Source organism: Rhodopirellula sp. SH410, from assembly GCF_055811895.1.
In genome coordinates, this window is the sequence record NZ_CM147949.1 from 1,189,278 (window position 1) to 1,204,986 (window position 15,709).

Consider the following 15,709-nt stretch of genomic DNA (forward strand, 5'->3'; position numbering starts at 1 on the left):
GTGCCCTAGTTCGCAGGGAGCTGAGACGCAACAGGGAATTTGTTTTTTTTGCGTTAACGGTGATTGCAGTGACGCTGCGTCGGATTAATGTGTTCTAAGGTTCCACGGACGCTTCCGCGCCGGGATTAGTATGACTCAATTATACAGGGTGAATCATGGCTTTGACTCGAAGTGCTTTTCTGGCGTGTGCCTTGCTGGCGTTCTGCGGAACCGCCGAGGCGGCGATCGTCACGGGCAGCAGTTCAGCCGATTTCATTGACGTCGGTATTGAACTTGATTTGCTACCAGGGGTTGGCGGCGGGGCGACGGTTGACGCTCAGATCCATAACGTGGCACCGGCATCGGGCAACGCGCCGCCGGCATACAGTTCCAACAATCCGGTCGTGGGTGTCGATATCAGTGCGGGGGCGGCAACAGTTCCTGTCCTTGGTACACCCATTGTCACAGTGGCCAATGTAACCGCAGGTACGGTCGAGTCGACAGTTTCCTCCGACGTGGACGGATTGGCAGGGGCGCGTTTCGCGAACGGCACTCATGAGATCGTCGACTTGGACCTCTCCATCGCTGACCTACCTGTCCTTCCCGATCTGATCTCGATTACAGCAGACTCGATTGATGTTTCGTCGGTAGTGTCGGGAGATTTTGGGGCGTTGGGCGCCGTGGGAACTCTCGAAGTGGCGAACCTGGTGATCTCGATCTCAGGTGTCACCGCAGCGACATTCAACGGAACAATCGCACCCAATACAGGCATTGACCTGTCTTCCTTCTTGGGAGGCGTTTCGCTCATGCTCAACCAACAAACCTTGGTTGGCGATGGCTTGAATAGCTTGGCGCTGACGACGAATGCCATCAGTCTGGAACTGACGGATGTGGGGCTCTCGGGAATCGGAGACCTCAATGGCAGCGTCGTCGTCGGGCCAACCTTTGCCAGTCTCGGGGCCTCCGCCGTTCCCGAGCCTTCGTCCGCGATCATGCTGGGTCTCGTTTGTGCTGGTGCTGTTTGGGTGCGACGTCGTTCCAACCGCAAAGCAGCGTTGGCTCTCGAAGCTTAGTCCCGCCTCTTGCCATCTGGCGTGGTGGCCAATGCCCGCTTGGCCCCGACGGCCTTGTGGGCCTGCGATCACGCCCTGGCAGCGCGGGCAATCGGTGCCTCGCATCGGTTCACGGAATTAAAAAAGGCTCAGCCGACGGCAGGGTGCGCGGGAGGACAGTGGAGGTTTTTTGAAGGCATCGCTCCAGTATCCAATCTGTTTTCAAAGAAGCGTCCCTGCCGAAGGAATGTTCGGCAGGGACTGGCAGCACCATTGGCGTACCATCGACCGGGATATCCCTTGCCAAGCTCGCACCTCTGCAGAGCTTCGCTGTGTTTTTCCCGGCAGGCCAGGCTAATTTCCCGGCAAGCAGTCGAACGCTGTCAAACCAATCCCACAAAGAAATCATGGGACACTTCAGACATGCCTCAAAACCTCCGGCGCACGCTTCGGTCGGATGATCCTTGAAAAAGTTGTTGACCTGGTGGAGCACTGTCTCGTGCCGAGTACCCCTGCGGTATGGATTACCGCTGTCGGTTGATCGATGGCACCCAAACGAGGTTTTCCAATGCGCAATAGACCGGGCAGCAGCATTTGGCCGAAACCATAAATGGAGTTCATGGCGAAACCAAACACAGCGAGTTTGATTACCAATGCTCGACTACCGTCGCGATAGGCCGCTGGCCCGGACGCTCCCGCATCGACGCGTAGGTAGATTGTCACGACCAGCCAGAACCCAGACATGAACACGGCCCTGGCCCAGGTCGCGTCCCATTTCGATCTCGCGGCCCGCCACTGAGCGGCCCACAAAGTGGCGGACAAAATCAGTAGCATGACGGCGCTGCCAACGCCCACCACCGTGAGACGCTGCGGCGCCCACCACCGTGAGGCGCTGCGGCGCCAGCGACCAGGCGAACCCGCCCGCCAAACTGACCAGCGGCGAGGATTGTGGTAAAGTCAGCTTCATCGTTTCACTGCCTCGTCACTTGCAAATCATCGGGTTGCGACCTATTGTGCATGTGTGGGTATATATATGCAGTCGTAGTCTGCATCGCACACCTTTCGCGTGTGAGTACGAAGTCCCAAGGCCCGCAGAATTTGATTTCTCAAACACCAGGAAGCCATGATGTCAGACCATATCTATAAGAAGATTGAACTCGTTGGCACGTCGCCGAACTCGATCGAGGAAGCCACCGCGAACGCCATTTCGCTGGCGTCCAAGTCGATACGTGGCATGCGTTGGTTTGAAGTCGTCGAAACACGCGGCCATATCGCTGACGACAAAATCGCGCACTGGCAAGTGACAGTGAAGGTGGGATTCACGCTGGAGTCGGAATCGTGAGTCGAATGATGCGTTTTCGCGGGGTGCGATCGCACCTCGGCGGACCGTCATTCGCCATGCTCATTGCGTTTGGGGCGATGGGATTTCTCGTCGCGGTATCACGACCGGCGCTGGCGACTGATCCGTCGCCCAGCTTTCTGTCACTGCATCCCGACAACCCGCACTACTTTCTATGGCAGGGCAAACCCACGGTGCTGGTGACGTCGGGGGAACACTATGGCGTGGTGTTGAATCTCGATTTTGATTACGTGGCGTACCTCGACGAGTTACAGCGTCGCGGGCTCAATCATACACGCACCTTTTCGGGCGTTTATCGGGAGGACGCCGGCGCATTTCACATCACCGACAACACGCTCGCTCCCCAGGCGGACCGCTACATCTGCCCCTGGGCACGCAGTGGTCAACCGGGCTATCGAGGCGGCGGCAATCGGTTCGATCTCTCGCAGTGGAACGATGCCTACTTTGATCGGCTCAGGGACTTCGTTTCCCAAGCGGGCAAGCGAGGCATCGTCGTCGAGTTGACTTTGTTTTGCCCCATGTATAACGACAACATGTGGGACATGTGTCCCATGAAGTCAACAAACAATATCAATGGCGTTGGCAAGTGCGGGCTCAATGACGTTTATTCCTTGGCGAATGATGATCTCACCGCGGTGCAAGTCGCGGTGACTCGTAAAATCGTCGATGAACTCAGTGACTTGGGGAACCTGTATTACGAGGTTTGCAATGAGCCTTACATCGGCGGGGTGACCATGCCGTGGCAGCACCTGATTGTCGACACGATCGTCCAGGCGGAATCAACCTTTGCGCAGCAACATTTGATCTCACTGAACATCGCCAACGGACGCCGGAAAGTCGACCGGCCACACCCGAACGTTTCGATATTTAATTTCCATTACTGTGTGCCGCCCGACACGGTTGCCTTGAATGATGGGCTCGGCAAAGTAATCGGAGAAAACGAAACCGGTTTTCGTGGTTCGGCGGACGTGTTGTATCGTACCGAAGGCTGGGATTTTTTGATGGCGGGTGGTGCGATCTATAATAATCTCGACTACTCGTTTTCCGTCAAACATCCGGACGGGACATTGGCTGGGTATCGCTCACCCGGTGGAGGCAGCGCCGCACTGCGAGACCAACTGGGGATTCTCAAGCAGTTTTTCGACACGTTGGACTTCGTTCGAATGCAGTCTGACAACGCGGTCGTCCAATCCGTTTCGCCTGAATTGACGACCAGCGTTTTGGCAGATTCCGGTAAGCGATACGCTGTCTACATGCATGTGCCGCTGCCGAACAAGCCGAAAGATTTGCCGGAGCGTTTGCGTGACGATATCGCTGCCAAAATCGTCCTTGACGTCCCGGCGGGGCATTACGATGTCAAATGGCTCGATACCAAGACGGGCAAATATGAAGGCGCCGAGTCCGTCAATCATACCGGTGGGGCGATGACGCTTTCGTCACCGACATTCGCTAATGATATCGCGTTGCGGGTGAGTCGGTCCGAGTAGCGCCCGAGATAGGAAAACACCGGTGATGAGCACCGGTGGTGAGCACCGAGCGCGGACGCTGCATTCTTTGGTTCTCGTGTTGACTCTGTTCCAGTGTCCACACGGCCACTTGTTCTCTGGTGGTTCCTAAGTCTGACGCCGCACCCAGGCCGCTGCGTCCGCACGCGTATGGAGAACGTCATCGAGTTGCAGGCAGCGGATCTCGGCCAGCCAGGAACGGAAGTGCGGGCCAGGCGCCATCCCCATTTCGATCAAGTCATCGCCGCCGATCAGTGGCGGTGGATCGAGCAACTCCGGTTCACGCTGTAGCTCGGTTCTCGCCCGCTTGACTCCCGCTTCGTCCTCGGCGGTCGCCTCGGCAACGGGAACGATGACATCGATGTCTCGGTTGATCAAGATTGGCTGTAGTGCTGACCACGGTGCATCGGCGCAGTCGATGATCTGAGGTGCAAACTCGATCGCAGCCGCAATCGCCCGCTGCTCCGCCGTCGACAGTTTCCATTTCTGCGTCAAACTCTTTAGGCTGTCAATCGCAGCGGCAGTCTTGGGGTGGAGAGAGAGTGTGGTGATTGCCATCGCTGTTTCAAAGGAATGCCGGGGCATGCGTTGCCATCGGGAGTTCAGTTTCGCCCAGTCAATGGATTCGAGATGCGGCCACACCTGGCGGTGCAGGCCCGTGTCGACCAGCAGACGCAGCCCGCGCACGGCGTCGGCTTGACACATCACGCGGCGCATCTCTGCGCCGATACGTTCGCCGCTGACAACGCTCAGCGTATCGGCATGCTGGTGGATCGCAGCCAGCGTGGACGCTTCAATGCTCAGCCCCAAGGTCGTGACAAATCGGACGGCGCGGAGCATGCGAAGTTTATCTTCGTCGAAACGGCGATCGGCCTCACCGATCGTGCGGAGGTGCATCGACTGCAGGTCGGTAATCCCATCGACATAATCCAGGATCTCGTTCGCCGCGGGATCATAGAACAGGCCATTGATGGTGAAGTCGCGTCGGGCCGCATCGGCTTCGGCCGTACCGTAGGTGACATGATCGGGGCGGCGGCCGTCGCTATAGGTGCCGTCAGCGCGAAAGGTGGCGACTTCGGTCGGTGCCAGTGGCTCCCTCGCGGTATTGTGCGCACGGGGCGGTAGCACACCGATGACACCGAACGAGGCACCAAACGCGACCGTTTGCCGCCTCCCAAAAACTCGCTGAACGGAATCCGGTGTCGCATCGGTGGCGACGTCAAAATCCTTAGGCGTGCGGCCGAGCAAAGCATCCCGCACGCAGCCACCTGCAAAGACTGCGAAGTAGCCGTCGTCGCGTAGGCGCTCGACGATGCGAATTGCCTCCCGCGCCGGAGGTGATTGCAATGCAGACGGAGGAAATTGCATGGCCGTCAACTAGTTATGCAGCCCGCACTCAGTCTTCTGGAAACCGCTCCAGCGACCGGACCGCTCGTCCTCGCCGATCGTGACCGGACGCGTGCAGGGCTCGCAACCGATGCTGGGGTACCCGCGGTCGTGCAGCGGGTTGTAGGGGATTTTTTCGTCCATAATCAGTGACCACACTTGTTGCTTCGTCCAGTTGGCCAAGGGGCTGATTTTGACGAGTTGAAACTTTCGGTCCCAGCCGACAATGGGTGCCTTGGCACGATCATCACTTTGGTCCCGCCGGATGGCGCTGGCCCACGCATGAAAGCCGCGTGCCGCCTCGTGCAACACTCGTATTTTCCGATCAAAGCAGCAGCGGTTGGGATCCGTTGCGTAGATCGGGCCACCGTTCTCCCGCTCGAATTCCTCGACAGAGAGCTTGGGGTATTTGTACTCCACGGTCATTCCGTACCGCTCTCGCACACGCTCGCGAAGCTCCAGAGTCTCCTGGAACTGATAGCCTGTTTCCAAGTTGAACACGGGCGTCTCTGGCGCGATCTCGGCCAGCATGTGAAGGATCGTCATGCCTTCGGGACCAAAGGCGGTGGCCATCGTGAATTTTGGAGCGTAGCGATCGATCGCCCACTTCAAAATGGCTTGCGGCGATTCGTTCTCGAGTGATTCGCTATCCCGCGCCAGCTCCGCCAAGAATTCCGGAGTCGGCTCCAGCGGTGGATCCGCGACCCGCGCACCACCGACCAACGGAATGCCCTGCTCATCGAGTTCCATCGCCTTTCGGGCTGCCGATGCGGCTCCGGCAGATTCCTCGTGCGAGAGTGCTTTCGACGATGGCGAATCAAGAGTCACGATGGGATGGCCCGGAAAAAGAGTGGACTGGACAGACTGGACGGATTGGAAAGAAGCTCAATACGAAATCGTTTTTCAACTTTGGATTGCGACAAGAATACAATCCTGACCTAAATGGTCAAGTATCTCCATCGGCCACCGTTGCTTGCCAGCTTGAGCGGATTTACGCAGCGAACCTGCTTGGCGGGGTCGTCGAGCCACCAATCCGTTCGGCAAACAAGTTCGGTTGGCGACCCGACGCGACCTCCAGGCCCGGGAGGTCGCGATTGCTCGAGCCTCGAAAACACGGGGTAAAAATGTGAAAAGAACAACGGGACATTTTGGGCAGCCCCTGCTCATGCTGCTAGAATAGAGTGCAGTCTGATCCTCGAGTCGATGGAGATTCCCATGTTCGTTCTTCCCCCCCGCTTGATTTCCGGAGTTCTCGTGGCTTTGGTCGCGTGGACGACTTGGCACATGGACGCCGCGGTGTGGGCGGGCAAAGTCGAACTGTCCGGCGGCGGTCAATTGATCGGCGACGTCAAAACAGCGAAGAAGGCGGACGGATCGACGACCCACGCGGTGGTGAAGATTGACGATGAACTCTCTGTCGCTGTCGCGGGCACGCACGTGCGTCACACTGTGGTTGCCGCTGATCTGCAAGAGTATCGCGATCGTGCAGCGGCCGCCGGGCAAGACGCCGAGTCCCAGTTTCAGCTCGCCCATTGGTGCCGACTCAACACGCTGTTGCCGCAGCATCGCTATCACCTGACCCGCACGATCGAACTGGATCCCGACCATGGTCTCGCCCGCGCCGCGTTGGGCTACATCCGCCACGATACCGAGAGCGGCTGGGTCAACGCCGAAGCACTCCGCCGCGATCAGGGGCTGATCCACTCCAGCAAGGGCTGGGTGCTTCCTGAGGTACTGGCCGTGCGCAACCGGGCTGATGAGGCGGACAGAGAAGCCAAGCTGTGGATCCGAAAATTCCGGCGAGTCCACGCCAATGCGGTGCGAGGCGACAGCGAAGCGATCGCGGAGATCGAAGCGATTGACGACCCGATGGCAATCCAGGCGATCGCGACCGAGTTGCTGCGCTCACGAAATTCCAAGCTGAACCTGCGCAGCCTGAGGTTGATTTACGTGCGTTTACTCGGTCGGTTGCGCTATGGGGGAACCGTTGCTGCACTGGTGGAAATGGGCCTGAACGAACCCGACGAATTGATCCGAGAGGAAGCCCTGCGGCAACTTACCGAGTACGGTGCCCCCTCGGCTGTGGCCACCTATCTTCCGATGCTCCGTTCCAGTTCGCCGGCTCAAGTCGATGCGGCGGCGCGGGCGCTAACCTACTTTGTCGACCCCGAGCTCGCCTTTGCCTACGTCGATGCGCTCGTCACCGAACAACAGTCTCAGGTCCAAGTCGGCAGTGGTGGTACGCAAGCAGGGTTCGGCAACAATGGTGCGTCAGGCATGAGCCAGGGAGCGAAGGTGTATACCAAGACATCGTCCATTCGCCATCCCGCCGCTTTACAGCTGGTCAAGACAATCGCACCGGGCGTCGATTTCGGCTACGACGAAGCTGCGTGGCGGCAGTATTTCGCAGGCCTGAGAAATCCGTATCGCGCCGACCTGCGGCGAGACCCGAGCAACTAGCTTGATCCTCAAAGCCACCGCCCGGCCGCCGCCCGGCCGCCGCCAGTTCACTCGGCGAGTAGCTGCTCGATGGTCGTCCGCATCTGCTGCTCACCGGGCGTGCCCTGCCAGTTCATCTCCCCCTGCCACCAGCGGCGAATGAACCCGTCTTTGTCGATGATGTAGGTGGTCGGCCACATCGTCGTGCCCCATGCCCGCCAATTGTTCGAGGCCTGGTCAAAGAGCACCGGGAACTCAAATTCATCGCGATGTTTGGCGGCCTTCACTTTGTCAAAGTCGCGTTCTGCGGACGTTTCGGGGCTCTGGATCCCGATCACCACCAATCCGTCGTCGGCCATATCACGATGCCAGGCGAGATAGTGAGGGAAGTTTCGCTGGCAGTTGATGCACTCAAAGGCATAGAAAAAGACGACGACGACCTTGCCGCGAAGATCGGCTAACTGCACCCCATCGCCGTCGATCCAAGTGGCATCCTCGGTGACGAGTTCGGGGCCGCGGGGGTACGTGCGTTTGACGGCGGAAAAGTCAAACGGCTCGCCCACCAAACCGCCAATCTTCCCTCGCTGGTCGTTGGACAGGACCTTGAGCAGCGCTTGCATCTCGTCCTGTGTCACCTCCGCGGTCTGCTCATTCGCCACACCAGCATCTATTTCCTGATCCGCCAATCGTTTCTGGATCTTGGCGACCTGTTCGCCTGTCTTCGCAAAACGCTGCTTTAACTGTTCCGACTGTGAGGGGGTGATCGCCAGTTCCGCAACCGTGTCGGCACGCTGCAGCATGCGAGTACCGGCGGCTTGCCGTTCGAGTTGCTCCAGCCGCTGCTGTTGATCGTCATCGAGAATGTCGTCGAGGCTCGCTCGCAATAGCTCCGTGAGCTCGTTGATCTCCGCAGCCTGTTTCTCTGCCGGCAGGATGCGACTGACCCACCATCGAGGATCAACCTCCCCGATGGCTTGGTCCACCTGTTCGATGGTAGCCGCGTCGAGGCCTAATTCCTGATGGACCGCGTCATCCCGAATCATCTGCAGGAGATGCGGCGGTGACGCTGTTACCGGTGAGGCCTCATCGCCAAAGGAGTTCGGCGGCGAACACTGGCATGCCAAAAAAGTGCTCAGGAGAATGCCTGTAGCGCGTCGAAGAGCAAAGTTCATAGTCGTCCCGGGCCGTCGATTCGGAAGATAAGTTGACGTAACAAGTCGCTGACCGAGGCGTCGAGACGCGCAACAGGCTTGCCGTTGGATGAGGCGTTTGGGCTTTCACGTCCGTTGATTTCGAGAGCCGATTCGCCTGGGCGGCGCGCGTTACCCGATGCCTGACGGCATTCGGCTCATTACCCTGAAATGGTTAAAATGGAAGCGGAACCGCCGCGGCTCAATTTTCGCACCTTTCAAGCGTTCCTATTGGCCAGGAACCGCACCCATTTGCATGGGGATGGGGGGCATTGGTGACGAGCCGAGAGCGATGCCCGGTTCAACCACGCCAGAGCAACTCGCTACGAACGCGATGGGCCGGATTGTCGGGAACGCCAGCGTCTCATCACGGCGGGCAATCGGCGATGCAGCGGCGGCTTGACGGGGGTGTCCACCAGTGCCAATTCGGATTGGATCAAATTATTGAGCGCCACAGCCTCCGGTTTCCGGGCAACCAGATTAAAAGGATGCTCCGCAACCGCCTCACGGCCTTCTTCGACAAACACCCGCACCCGAATCCCCCACTGAATCTTTAGCAGGTGACCGCGATAGCTCAGCGGCGACGACGGCAGGCGGCAGTGAATCGGTTGGCTGTCACGAATCCCCAGATTCCGCAGGCTCGCTGCATCGTAGCGCCGAAAGTAGTGGACACTTAGATCCTCATCGCCCTTGCCCTCGGTGTACCACAGCACTGAAACCTCCACGCCGCTTAGCTCTTCCAGCTTGACGCGGCTGACCCGCCAACTGGCGCGTAGGTAACCACCGGCCGTATAGGTCGCGTCGTCACGGCACAGCGATACATTCACCGCGGGCTGTTTGGCGGAGCCATTAGCGGTGGATGGACGACGAGCGGGAAACTTCGGCAGAACGATGGCCAAGGGCGGGCTTCTCCTGAAACAATCAATCGCCACCGCACCGAATTATTCGTCGCGCTAAACGAATGCATCACGTTGTGGGGTAGCTCGAACTCCAATTGTTGCTCCCAAGGGGCCATCGGGTCAACACGCACGGAGCTTTCGGTGAGCAAATCTTTGCTAAGGGCGACATATTGATCCGAACGCACGTCGGTGCCCTGTCGGAAAAACGACTCCTCTTCACAGACTAACCTAACCCGCAAACTCCGTAGCCGCATTCGCCCCATTTGCATCACAAATAATTGATACGTCCCACCGGGTTGTAGCGGGTGATCACTGATCTCGACGACCGTCGAGCCAACGCCCGCAATGCGGCGAACACGACGCAAAAACGATTTCAATGCCCAGATCGCGACCCCCGTAAAGGGAACCAATAGCATCGCCAGCACGGGTCTGGGGTTGTTGTACCACCATCCTGAGATGGCAACGGCAAGCAGCACCACGCAAACGGAGTTCCACATCAGCGCCAGTGAGGCGGATCCGAATACGGACCAACGGCCCGTCGATACCGACGCGAGGCGATATCGCAGTCGCTCACCGGGGCTCTCGTCCAGTGCGGGGCCGCGCGGCACCGTCGGCAGCCGGGGATATTCCTCCTGACGGGGCAATTCGCCCGCCTCACCGCCGGACGCTTTGTTTTCTTGGTCGTCAGCCGTTTCGCTGGCCGCGGAATCACTCGTGCGGTGGGTGGACGAAGACGTTCCCCAGCCTGAGAGCCGCCCCTTTTGCGCCGAAATTCGCTCCTGGCTAAAGCCGAGGTGCATCAAGCGGTAACCCAGCCCAAACACACCCGAGCCGATCGTCGCCAGCGAAATCAGGGCGACAATCCATCGCCCCCAGTGAAAGCCACCGCCGCGAGCAAGATCCGAATCGAGCACCACACGAGCCTTATCGGGTAGCTCCATCCCGATCTGCGGCACCATCCAATACGCCACCACCACCAGCGTGAAAATGAACACGCCGACGAAGATTAATCCTAGGTAAAACGCCAGTTCGCCGAGGACACCCCGAAATGGACCGGTGCGCAATCGACGGCCGAGCTTTTTACTCCACGGACGCCACTGCCAAGATTTTCGGGACCGTCGCACCAATGTTCGCCGCTCTAGTGAGCTTTGGCGGTTACGACTTGGCGACCCGGACGAAAGAATCCGAGTTGTTCCAAGGCATCGTATACTTCATCGAGCGTCTTTTCGCCAAAATTACTGATCTTCAATAACCGGCGCGGGGTCGCGTTGAGCAAATCACGCACTGTCAAAATGCCAGTTTCTTCGAGGCAATTGGTCGTCCGTACCGAGAGTCCCATCTCGGCAATACTCAGGTCCAATCGCTCGCGGCGCAGGCGGGCGTCCTCTTCGGCTTGGCTCAGTGGGATTCGCGTCTTCATAAGATTCCTTCCATTACAATGATGTGAATGAACAGCAATGCAAAAACGAGGCCACCCGATTGGGGGGGGTTTCGGCAGCATGGCATGATCGACCAAGCGTAACTGTATCAAATTTTTTCGGCAATAGGAAGAAATTCACAAAGGTTTAACGACGCTCGTGCCAGTCCTGACGGTTGTAACGCGAAATGAACAATTCGTCAGCGATCCTCTCGATCGGTTTTTCCAAGTCCGCCGGCCGTCCCTGCACCCCAAATTCCTCCGCGAAAGAGTTGACTAAGATCGATTCGTCGAGGTCCACATTGCAGATGAAATCGCGATGGTCACGACCCCGTCGATATTCCGGTTGCCGTGGTGCGAATGCGAGACACTTGGCAATCAAATCTAAATCAGCAGCCAGCAGCAGCGTGCCGTGGTAGAGCAGGTGATGGCGGGCCACACGTAGACTGTTGCCTGAAAACTTGCGGCCCTGCCACGTCAGATCGCAGATGCCAGACCGCTCCGTGTCCGGCAGTTGCCTGCGAACCGCCGCGAGCACACGCTGCATGACATAGTCGTGTGCGGCGTCAATATTGCGTAGTCCGCCATTGGCGGGCACGCCCACGACCACGCTGTACATGAGACATCCCGGGCCACCGACGACCGAGGCACCTCCGGTGCAGCGCCGCAACACGTCGAGCCCCTGCTCCCGGCACCAGGCTCGGTCGACTTCTTCGCCAATCTTCGAGCTGCGGCCCAGAATCACGGTGGGTTGGTCAAACCGCCAAACGCGAATCAAGCCGGTATCCACCACCTCGTCGTCTGGGCGGACACCGTTTTCGACCACACCGTCGGCCCACTGCAACATCGCTTCGTCTCGCGCCAGTTCATGGCGTGCACTCGCGCTCTCAAATTTCAATTCCAGCATGCTCGGCTCGCAGCGAATCCAAAAGCGGCAATGTCGCGACCCGCCACACCGCGATCAACCCCGCCAACATCCCAAACACCAAAATTCCCAGTAGAATCCACAGGGGTTCGGCGATGGGGACAGAGTTGCCCGTCATCCACGCATAGGGCAACACCGCCAGGATCGCCGTGATCACGCCGCAGCCCATGCCCAGGAGCAGGAGCACGAAGTTCTCAGCCATGACCAGTTTCGCTAAACGCCCGCGGGTGAACCCCACCGCTCGCAAGACGCCGAGTTCACTGCGGCGTTCCAGCACGCTGCGAAGTTGTGATACCGCCAAACCGATCGTCCCGAGCAGTAACCCCAACGCACCCAGACTCTGAAAGGTGCGTAAATAAGTGTTCTGCACCGCCAGCATGCTGCTGAGTACCTGCGGGGCGGATTCCACATCCATCCCAACATCGACCAAGCGAGATTCCAATACCTCCGAGATGGCTGCCGGCGGTACCCCATCACCTGCTCGGATCAAGAAATAGCGGTAACCACTCTGCTCGGGGAACGCCTGTTCGAAATTCCGCTCGCCGATCATTAGCTTGCCCTGCAAGACCGAGCCGGCCAGCAAACCGGCGACTTCGAATGTCAGCGACTTTCCATCGCCATAGTCAAACGTTTTCGTTTGCCCAATTCCGCCTGTCATCTGCAGACTCCACATCGCGGTGTTCTGATCGATGACGACGGGGATCGGATCGTCCTCCGTACCGCGGGCGGGCCGGGCTAGCAATTGCCATGGCGTCTGCGCATCTTCCGCCCCTGACGCCGCCCACCCGAATTGATCCAAGTCGTTTGGGGCGGGAATGCCCAGCACGGTGGGCCGCGTTGCCTGATACAAGTTGTTGCAGCTGGCGTCCTCGCCGGTGCGCATCCGGCACGCGACCATGGTGGCGCCGGCCAACTGCTTGGCATCCCGACCGAACAGGTCCTCACGCACGACGTCATCATGGAGGTCGAGCGAAATCGGTGATCCGGTTTCGGCAATCAAGTCAAACCCACCCGTACCCTCCTGCGTTGGCGACATGCGAAACGCAGTGATCGATAAGATCAGAAACGCAGCCGTCGCCACCAACCCAATCGTCAGCGTACTTCGCAGCGGATTGCGTCGCGCGTTGGCCATGGCCAGTGTTCGAAGGGACGGTCGCGCCGTCCGCCGCTGAGCCAAGCTGCCATGGATCCACAGCAGTGAGGCGATCAACAGCAGCATCCCGCCACCGACAAAGCCACCCGCGGCCGCCTGGGCACTGCCCCGTGACCCCGCCACCGCAGCGCCCATCGCCAGCACGATGAGCACGCCAATTGCGATCGGACGCATTCGGCAGCCGAGCCATCCTCGTTTCTGCCCGTGAGTGCCCGCCGTACCCGACATCCGCCGCCCGCCCAGTAAGGCCGCGGGGTTCAGTCGCAGCAGAAAACGCAGTGTCCAGGTCGCCGTGGCCATGCACACCAACCATCCCCCCACGCCGCCGAGCACGATCGATAGCGGTGAGGCATGGAACTGCAGGAACGGGACCGTGACCGCGCCCACCCACCATGACCGCAATGCCCACAGCACGAACGCTGCATAGCCGACACCACCGAGCAATCCTAATAACACGCCCACCGTCGATGTAATCGCAGTCTCGCCCAACACCAACGCCATCACCCGCCGTGGCGAAAACCCGACGGCGAGCAACGTGCCGAACTCGTCGATCCGCTGCAGCATGCCTAACCGCAGCAACAACGCAATCAACATCATCGCGGCCAGGATCACAAACATCGATAACGCCAAAAACAATCCATCAAACGGCGTCGTGCCTTGGGATGCGGTGAGTTGTTCACTGCGGATCGAACGCGGTGTCCATCCCAGTTCATCCTGGACGGGGGTGATGGCTGCGACGATCAATGACTCCAGGTCATTCAGGTCGTACTTGGGCACGAACCGCAGTCCCGTCGTCTCGCCAAACCGGCTACCGAATCGTTCCTGTCCATCGTCCAGGGGAATGAATGCTTTGGGGGTCAAACCATGCTCGTTCCAATACTGGTCATCCTCGGGATCAATTTTCCGCTCTAACGTGAAGGGCAGATCCCAGTCGCCAATCGAGTCCTGGTCCGTCACACCGGGCACTTCTGGTGTCAGGGCCGGATCGTTGTACGCCGTGACCGGGTCCTGATAGGTCCCCGGCCGACCCGGCCGATAAGGCCCCGCTCGAGGCGTCAGTGGAACGACCTGCGTGACCACCGCGTCGAACGAACGTTCAATCTCCTTGCCCCGCTGTACCTCCGGTTCGTAATAGAAGACTCGTAGCGGTGATCCCACACTCACATCCAACCGATCGGCTGTCCAGCGATTGAGCACAATGGGGACCGCGCCGTCCATGCGGACGCCCTCTGGAACCGCATAGTCCAAACGCAGTGTTGACCCGGAGTCCATCGCCGAGATCGTGCTATACGGTACGCTCTTTAAGGTGTCGGCCACCTTTTTTTCGGCCACCTTTTTTTCGTCAGGCTCGATCGCGTTGGCGAGGTAGGTCATGACCGCGGTCACATCGCCCTGCGGCAATGCCGCGGTGATCCGATCCACAGCGACTTGGGGCAGCAGCAGACTGTCGCTCGAGAGCGAGAGGTAGTCAATTGCCTCACCGTCCTGCACTCGCTGCAGTTTCCAGCCGAGTGACTTCAGGTCGAGCGAAATCGCGTCTGAGGCCAGTTCGTGATCAAACAGCATCACATTGGCTTGCCCCTTCCGGTCGAGCACGTCTGCGACCACTTCCCGCGATACGAAGACGGTCTTGGGGACGCTCTGGCTGGCAGTCAATGAAAATCGCCCCAACCCGCGATCGGGCACGATCGCGGCAACCTTCATCCGGGGCAGTCCTTCGCCTTGGAGTTCGCGTTTGCCCAGCGGACTGTCCGCGGGCACCGCTCCCTCGACCGGTAATCGGAGGGTCACATCGTCGCCAATGCGGACCTCCAGACCGTCGGCTGCGGATTGATTGAGCACGACACTATATTCACCAGGCATGACGTCAGGACGGACACCGGAAACATCGAGATCCCAGAATGATTCATCCACGCCAACGATCTGCACACCTCCCAGATGACGAATGCGAGGCATGTTCCCCGCTGGCGTCTCTCCCTCAGACGATGAGCCGGTCGGCGTTTTGATTTTCGTTTCCACGCTGCTGCCGGGAAATAAGATCACACTGACGGCGGAACCGTCGCTGGCGAGTGCCGATTGGCTCGCTAACTTGACGCTGTCGATCAGGAAAAATTGGCCGGGCGCCAGAATCGACTCAATGCGGCCGAGACGCTCGACGGTCAACGCCCGCAAGCTCGCTCGCATCGAATCACCCACCAGCAACGCACCCGTGATCACCGCGGTGGCCGTCGCGACGCCCAGGGCGACCGCGATCGTGACGGCGAGGCGATGTCGTAGTGTCGCGATAATCACGGAATACAACGAAAGCGACCGAGACGAGTGGGCCATCAAAATTCCTAGTAGTTTGGACCTGAATTCGGCGTGAGAAAACGCTGTGCGTTCTACTTCTGTCACTTAACCGCGC

At 59.1% G+C, this 15,709-nt stretch carries 13 protein-coding genes; 4 read left to right on the forward strand and 9 right to left on the reverse strand.

What is annotated here, in order from left to right:
* The first annotated feature begins 155 nt into the window (after positions 1-155).
* Positions 156-1,052, forward strand: a complete 897-nt coding sequence (locus tag SH410x_RS04610; protein ID WP_473675040.1) for a PEP-CTERM sorting domain-containing protein — start codon at positions 156-158, stop codon at positions 1,050-1,052.
* 640 nt (positions 1,053-1,692) lie between these two features.
* Here SH410x_RS04610 and SH410x_RS04615 read toward each other — a convergent pair.
* Positions 1,693-1,998, reverse strand: a complete 306-nt coding sequence (locus SH410x_RS04615) for a hypothetical protein (RefSeq protein WP_473675042.1) — start codon at positions 1,996-1,998, stop codon at positions 1,693-1,695.
* A 159-nt stretch (positions 1,999-2,157) separates the two neighbouring features.
* On the opposite strand from SH410x_RS04615, the gene SH410x_RS04620 reads away from it, so the two are divergent.
* The gene (locus SH410x_RS04620; protein ID WP_473675044.1) at positions 2,158-2,373 is read left to right on the forward strand and encodes a dodecin; all 216 of its coding nucleotides are present in this window, start codon (positions 2,158-2,160) and stop codon (positions 2,371-2,373) included.
* On the forward strand, positions 2,370-3,878 hold the full coding sequence (locus SH410x_RS04625) for a hypothetical protein (protein WP_473675046.1): 1,509 nt from the start codon (positions 2,370-2,372) through the stop codon (positions 3,876-3,878). Before SH410x_RS04620 ends, SH410x_RS04625 begins: the two co-directional genes overlap by 4 nt.
* 126 nt (positions 3,879-4,004) lie before the next feature.
* On the opposite strand, the gene SH410x_RS04630 is transcribed toward SH410x_RS04625, so the two are convergent.
* Positions 4,005-5,264 carry a CCA tRNA nucleotidyltransferase gene (locus SH410x_RS04630; RefSeq protein WP_473675048.1) on the reverse strand — a complete coding sequence of 420 codons (1,260 nt, stop codon included), beginning with the start codon at positions 5,262-5,264 and terminating at the stop codon, positions 4,005-4,007.
* A gap of 9 nt (positions 5,265-5,273) precedes the next feature.
* The gene (locus SH410x_RS04635; protein WP_473677242.1) at positions 5,274-6,032 is read right to left on the reverse strand and encodes a phosphoadenylyl-sulfate reductase; all 759 of its coding nucleotides are present in this window, start codon (positions 6,030-6,032) and stop codon (positions 5,274-5,276) included.
* A 465-nt stretch (positions 6,033-6,497) separates the two neighbouring features.
* Between SH410x_RS04635 and SH410x_RS04640 the strand changes: the two genes are divergently transcribed.
* Positions 6,498-7,742 carry a HEAT repeat domain-containing protein gene (locus SH410x_RS04640; RefSeq protein ID WP_473675049.1) on the forward strand — a complete coding sequence of 415 codons (1,245 nt, stop codon included), beginning with the start codon at positions 6,498-6,500 and terminating at the stop codon, positions 7,740-7,742.
* A gap of 47 nt (positions 7,743-7,789) precedes the next feature.
* Here the strand turns inward: SH410x_RS04640 and SH410x_RS04645 are convergent, their stop codons facing one another.
* The 6 genes from SH410x_RS04645 to SH410x_RS04670 all read right to left on the reverse strand — a co-directional run bounded on the left by SH410x_RS04645 (position 7,790) and on the right by SH410x_RS04670 (position 15,633).
* The gene (locus SH410x_RS04645) at positions 7,790-8,893 is read right to left on the reverse strand and encodes a redoxin domain-containing protein (protein WP_473675051.1); all 1,104 of its coding nucleotides are present in this window, start codon (positions 8,891-8,893) and stop codon (positions 7,790-7,792) included.
* Positions 8,894-9,234: 341 nt separating this feature from the next.
* A complete protein-coding gene (locus tag SH410x_RS04650; protein WP_473675053.1) occupies positions 9,235-9,738 on the reverse strand; it encodes a hypothetical protein in 504 nt (167 codons plus the stop codon).
* A complete protein-coding gene (locus SH410x_RS04655) occupies positions 9,735-10,934 on the reverse strand; it encodes a hypothetical protein (protein ID WP_473675054.1) in 1,200 nt (399 codons plus the stop codon). Before SH410x_RS04655 ends, SH410x_RS04650 begins: the two co-directional genes overlap by 4 nt.
* 14 nt (positions 10,935-10,948) lie before the next feature.
* Positions 10,949-11,230 (reverse strand): DNA-directed RNA polymerase subunit alpha C-terminal domain-containing protein, encoded by a 282-nt coding sequence (locus SH410x_RS04660; RefSeq protein ID WP_146405307.1) that lies wholly within the window; start codon positions 11,228-11,230, stop codon positions 10,949-10,951.
* A 145-nt stretch (positions 11,231-11,375) separates the two neighbouring features.
* Positions 11,376-12,134, reverse strand: a complete 759-nt coding sequence (locus SH410x_RS04665; protein WP_473675056.1) for a lipoate--protein ligase family protein — start codon at positions 12,132-12,134, stop codon at positions 11,376-11,378.
* Positions 12,115-15,633 carry an ABC transporter permease gene (locus SH410x_RS04670; RefSeq protein WP_473675058.1) on the reverse strand — a complete coding sequence of 1,173 codons (3,519 nt, stop codon included), beginning with the start codon at positions 15,631-15,633 and terminating at the stop codon, positions 12,115-12,117. The genes SH410x_RS04665 and SH410x_RS04670 overlap by 20 nt, the downstream gene beginning before the upstream one ends.
* Positions 15,634-15,709: the final 76 nt, after the last annotated feature.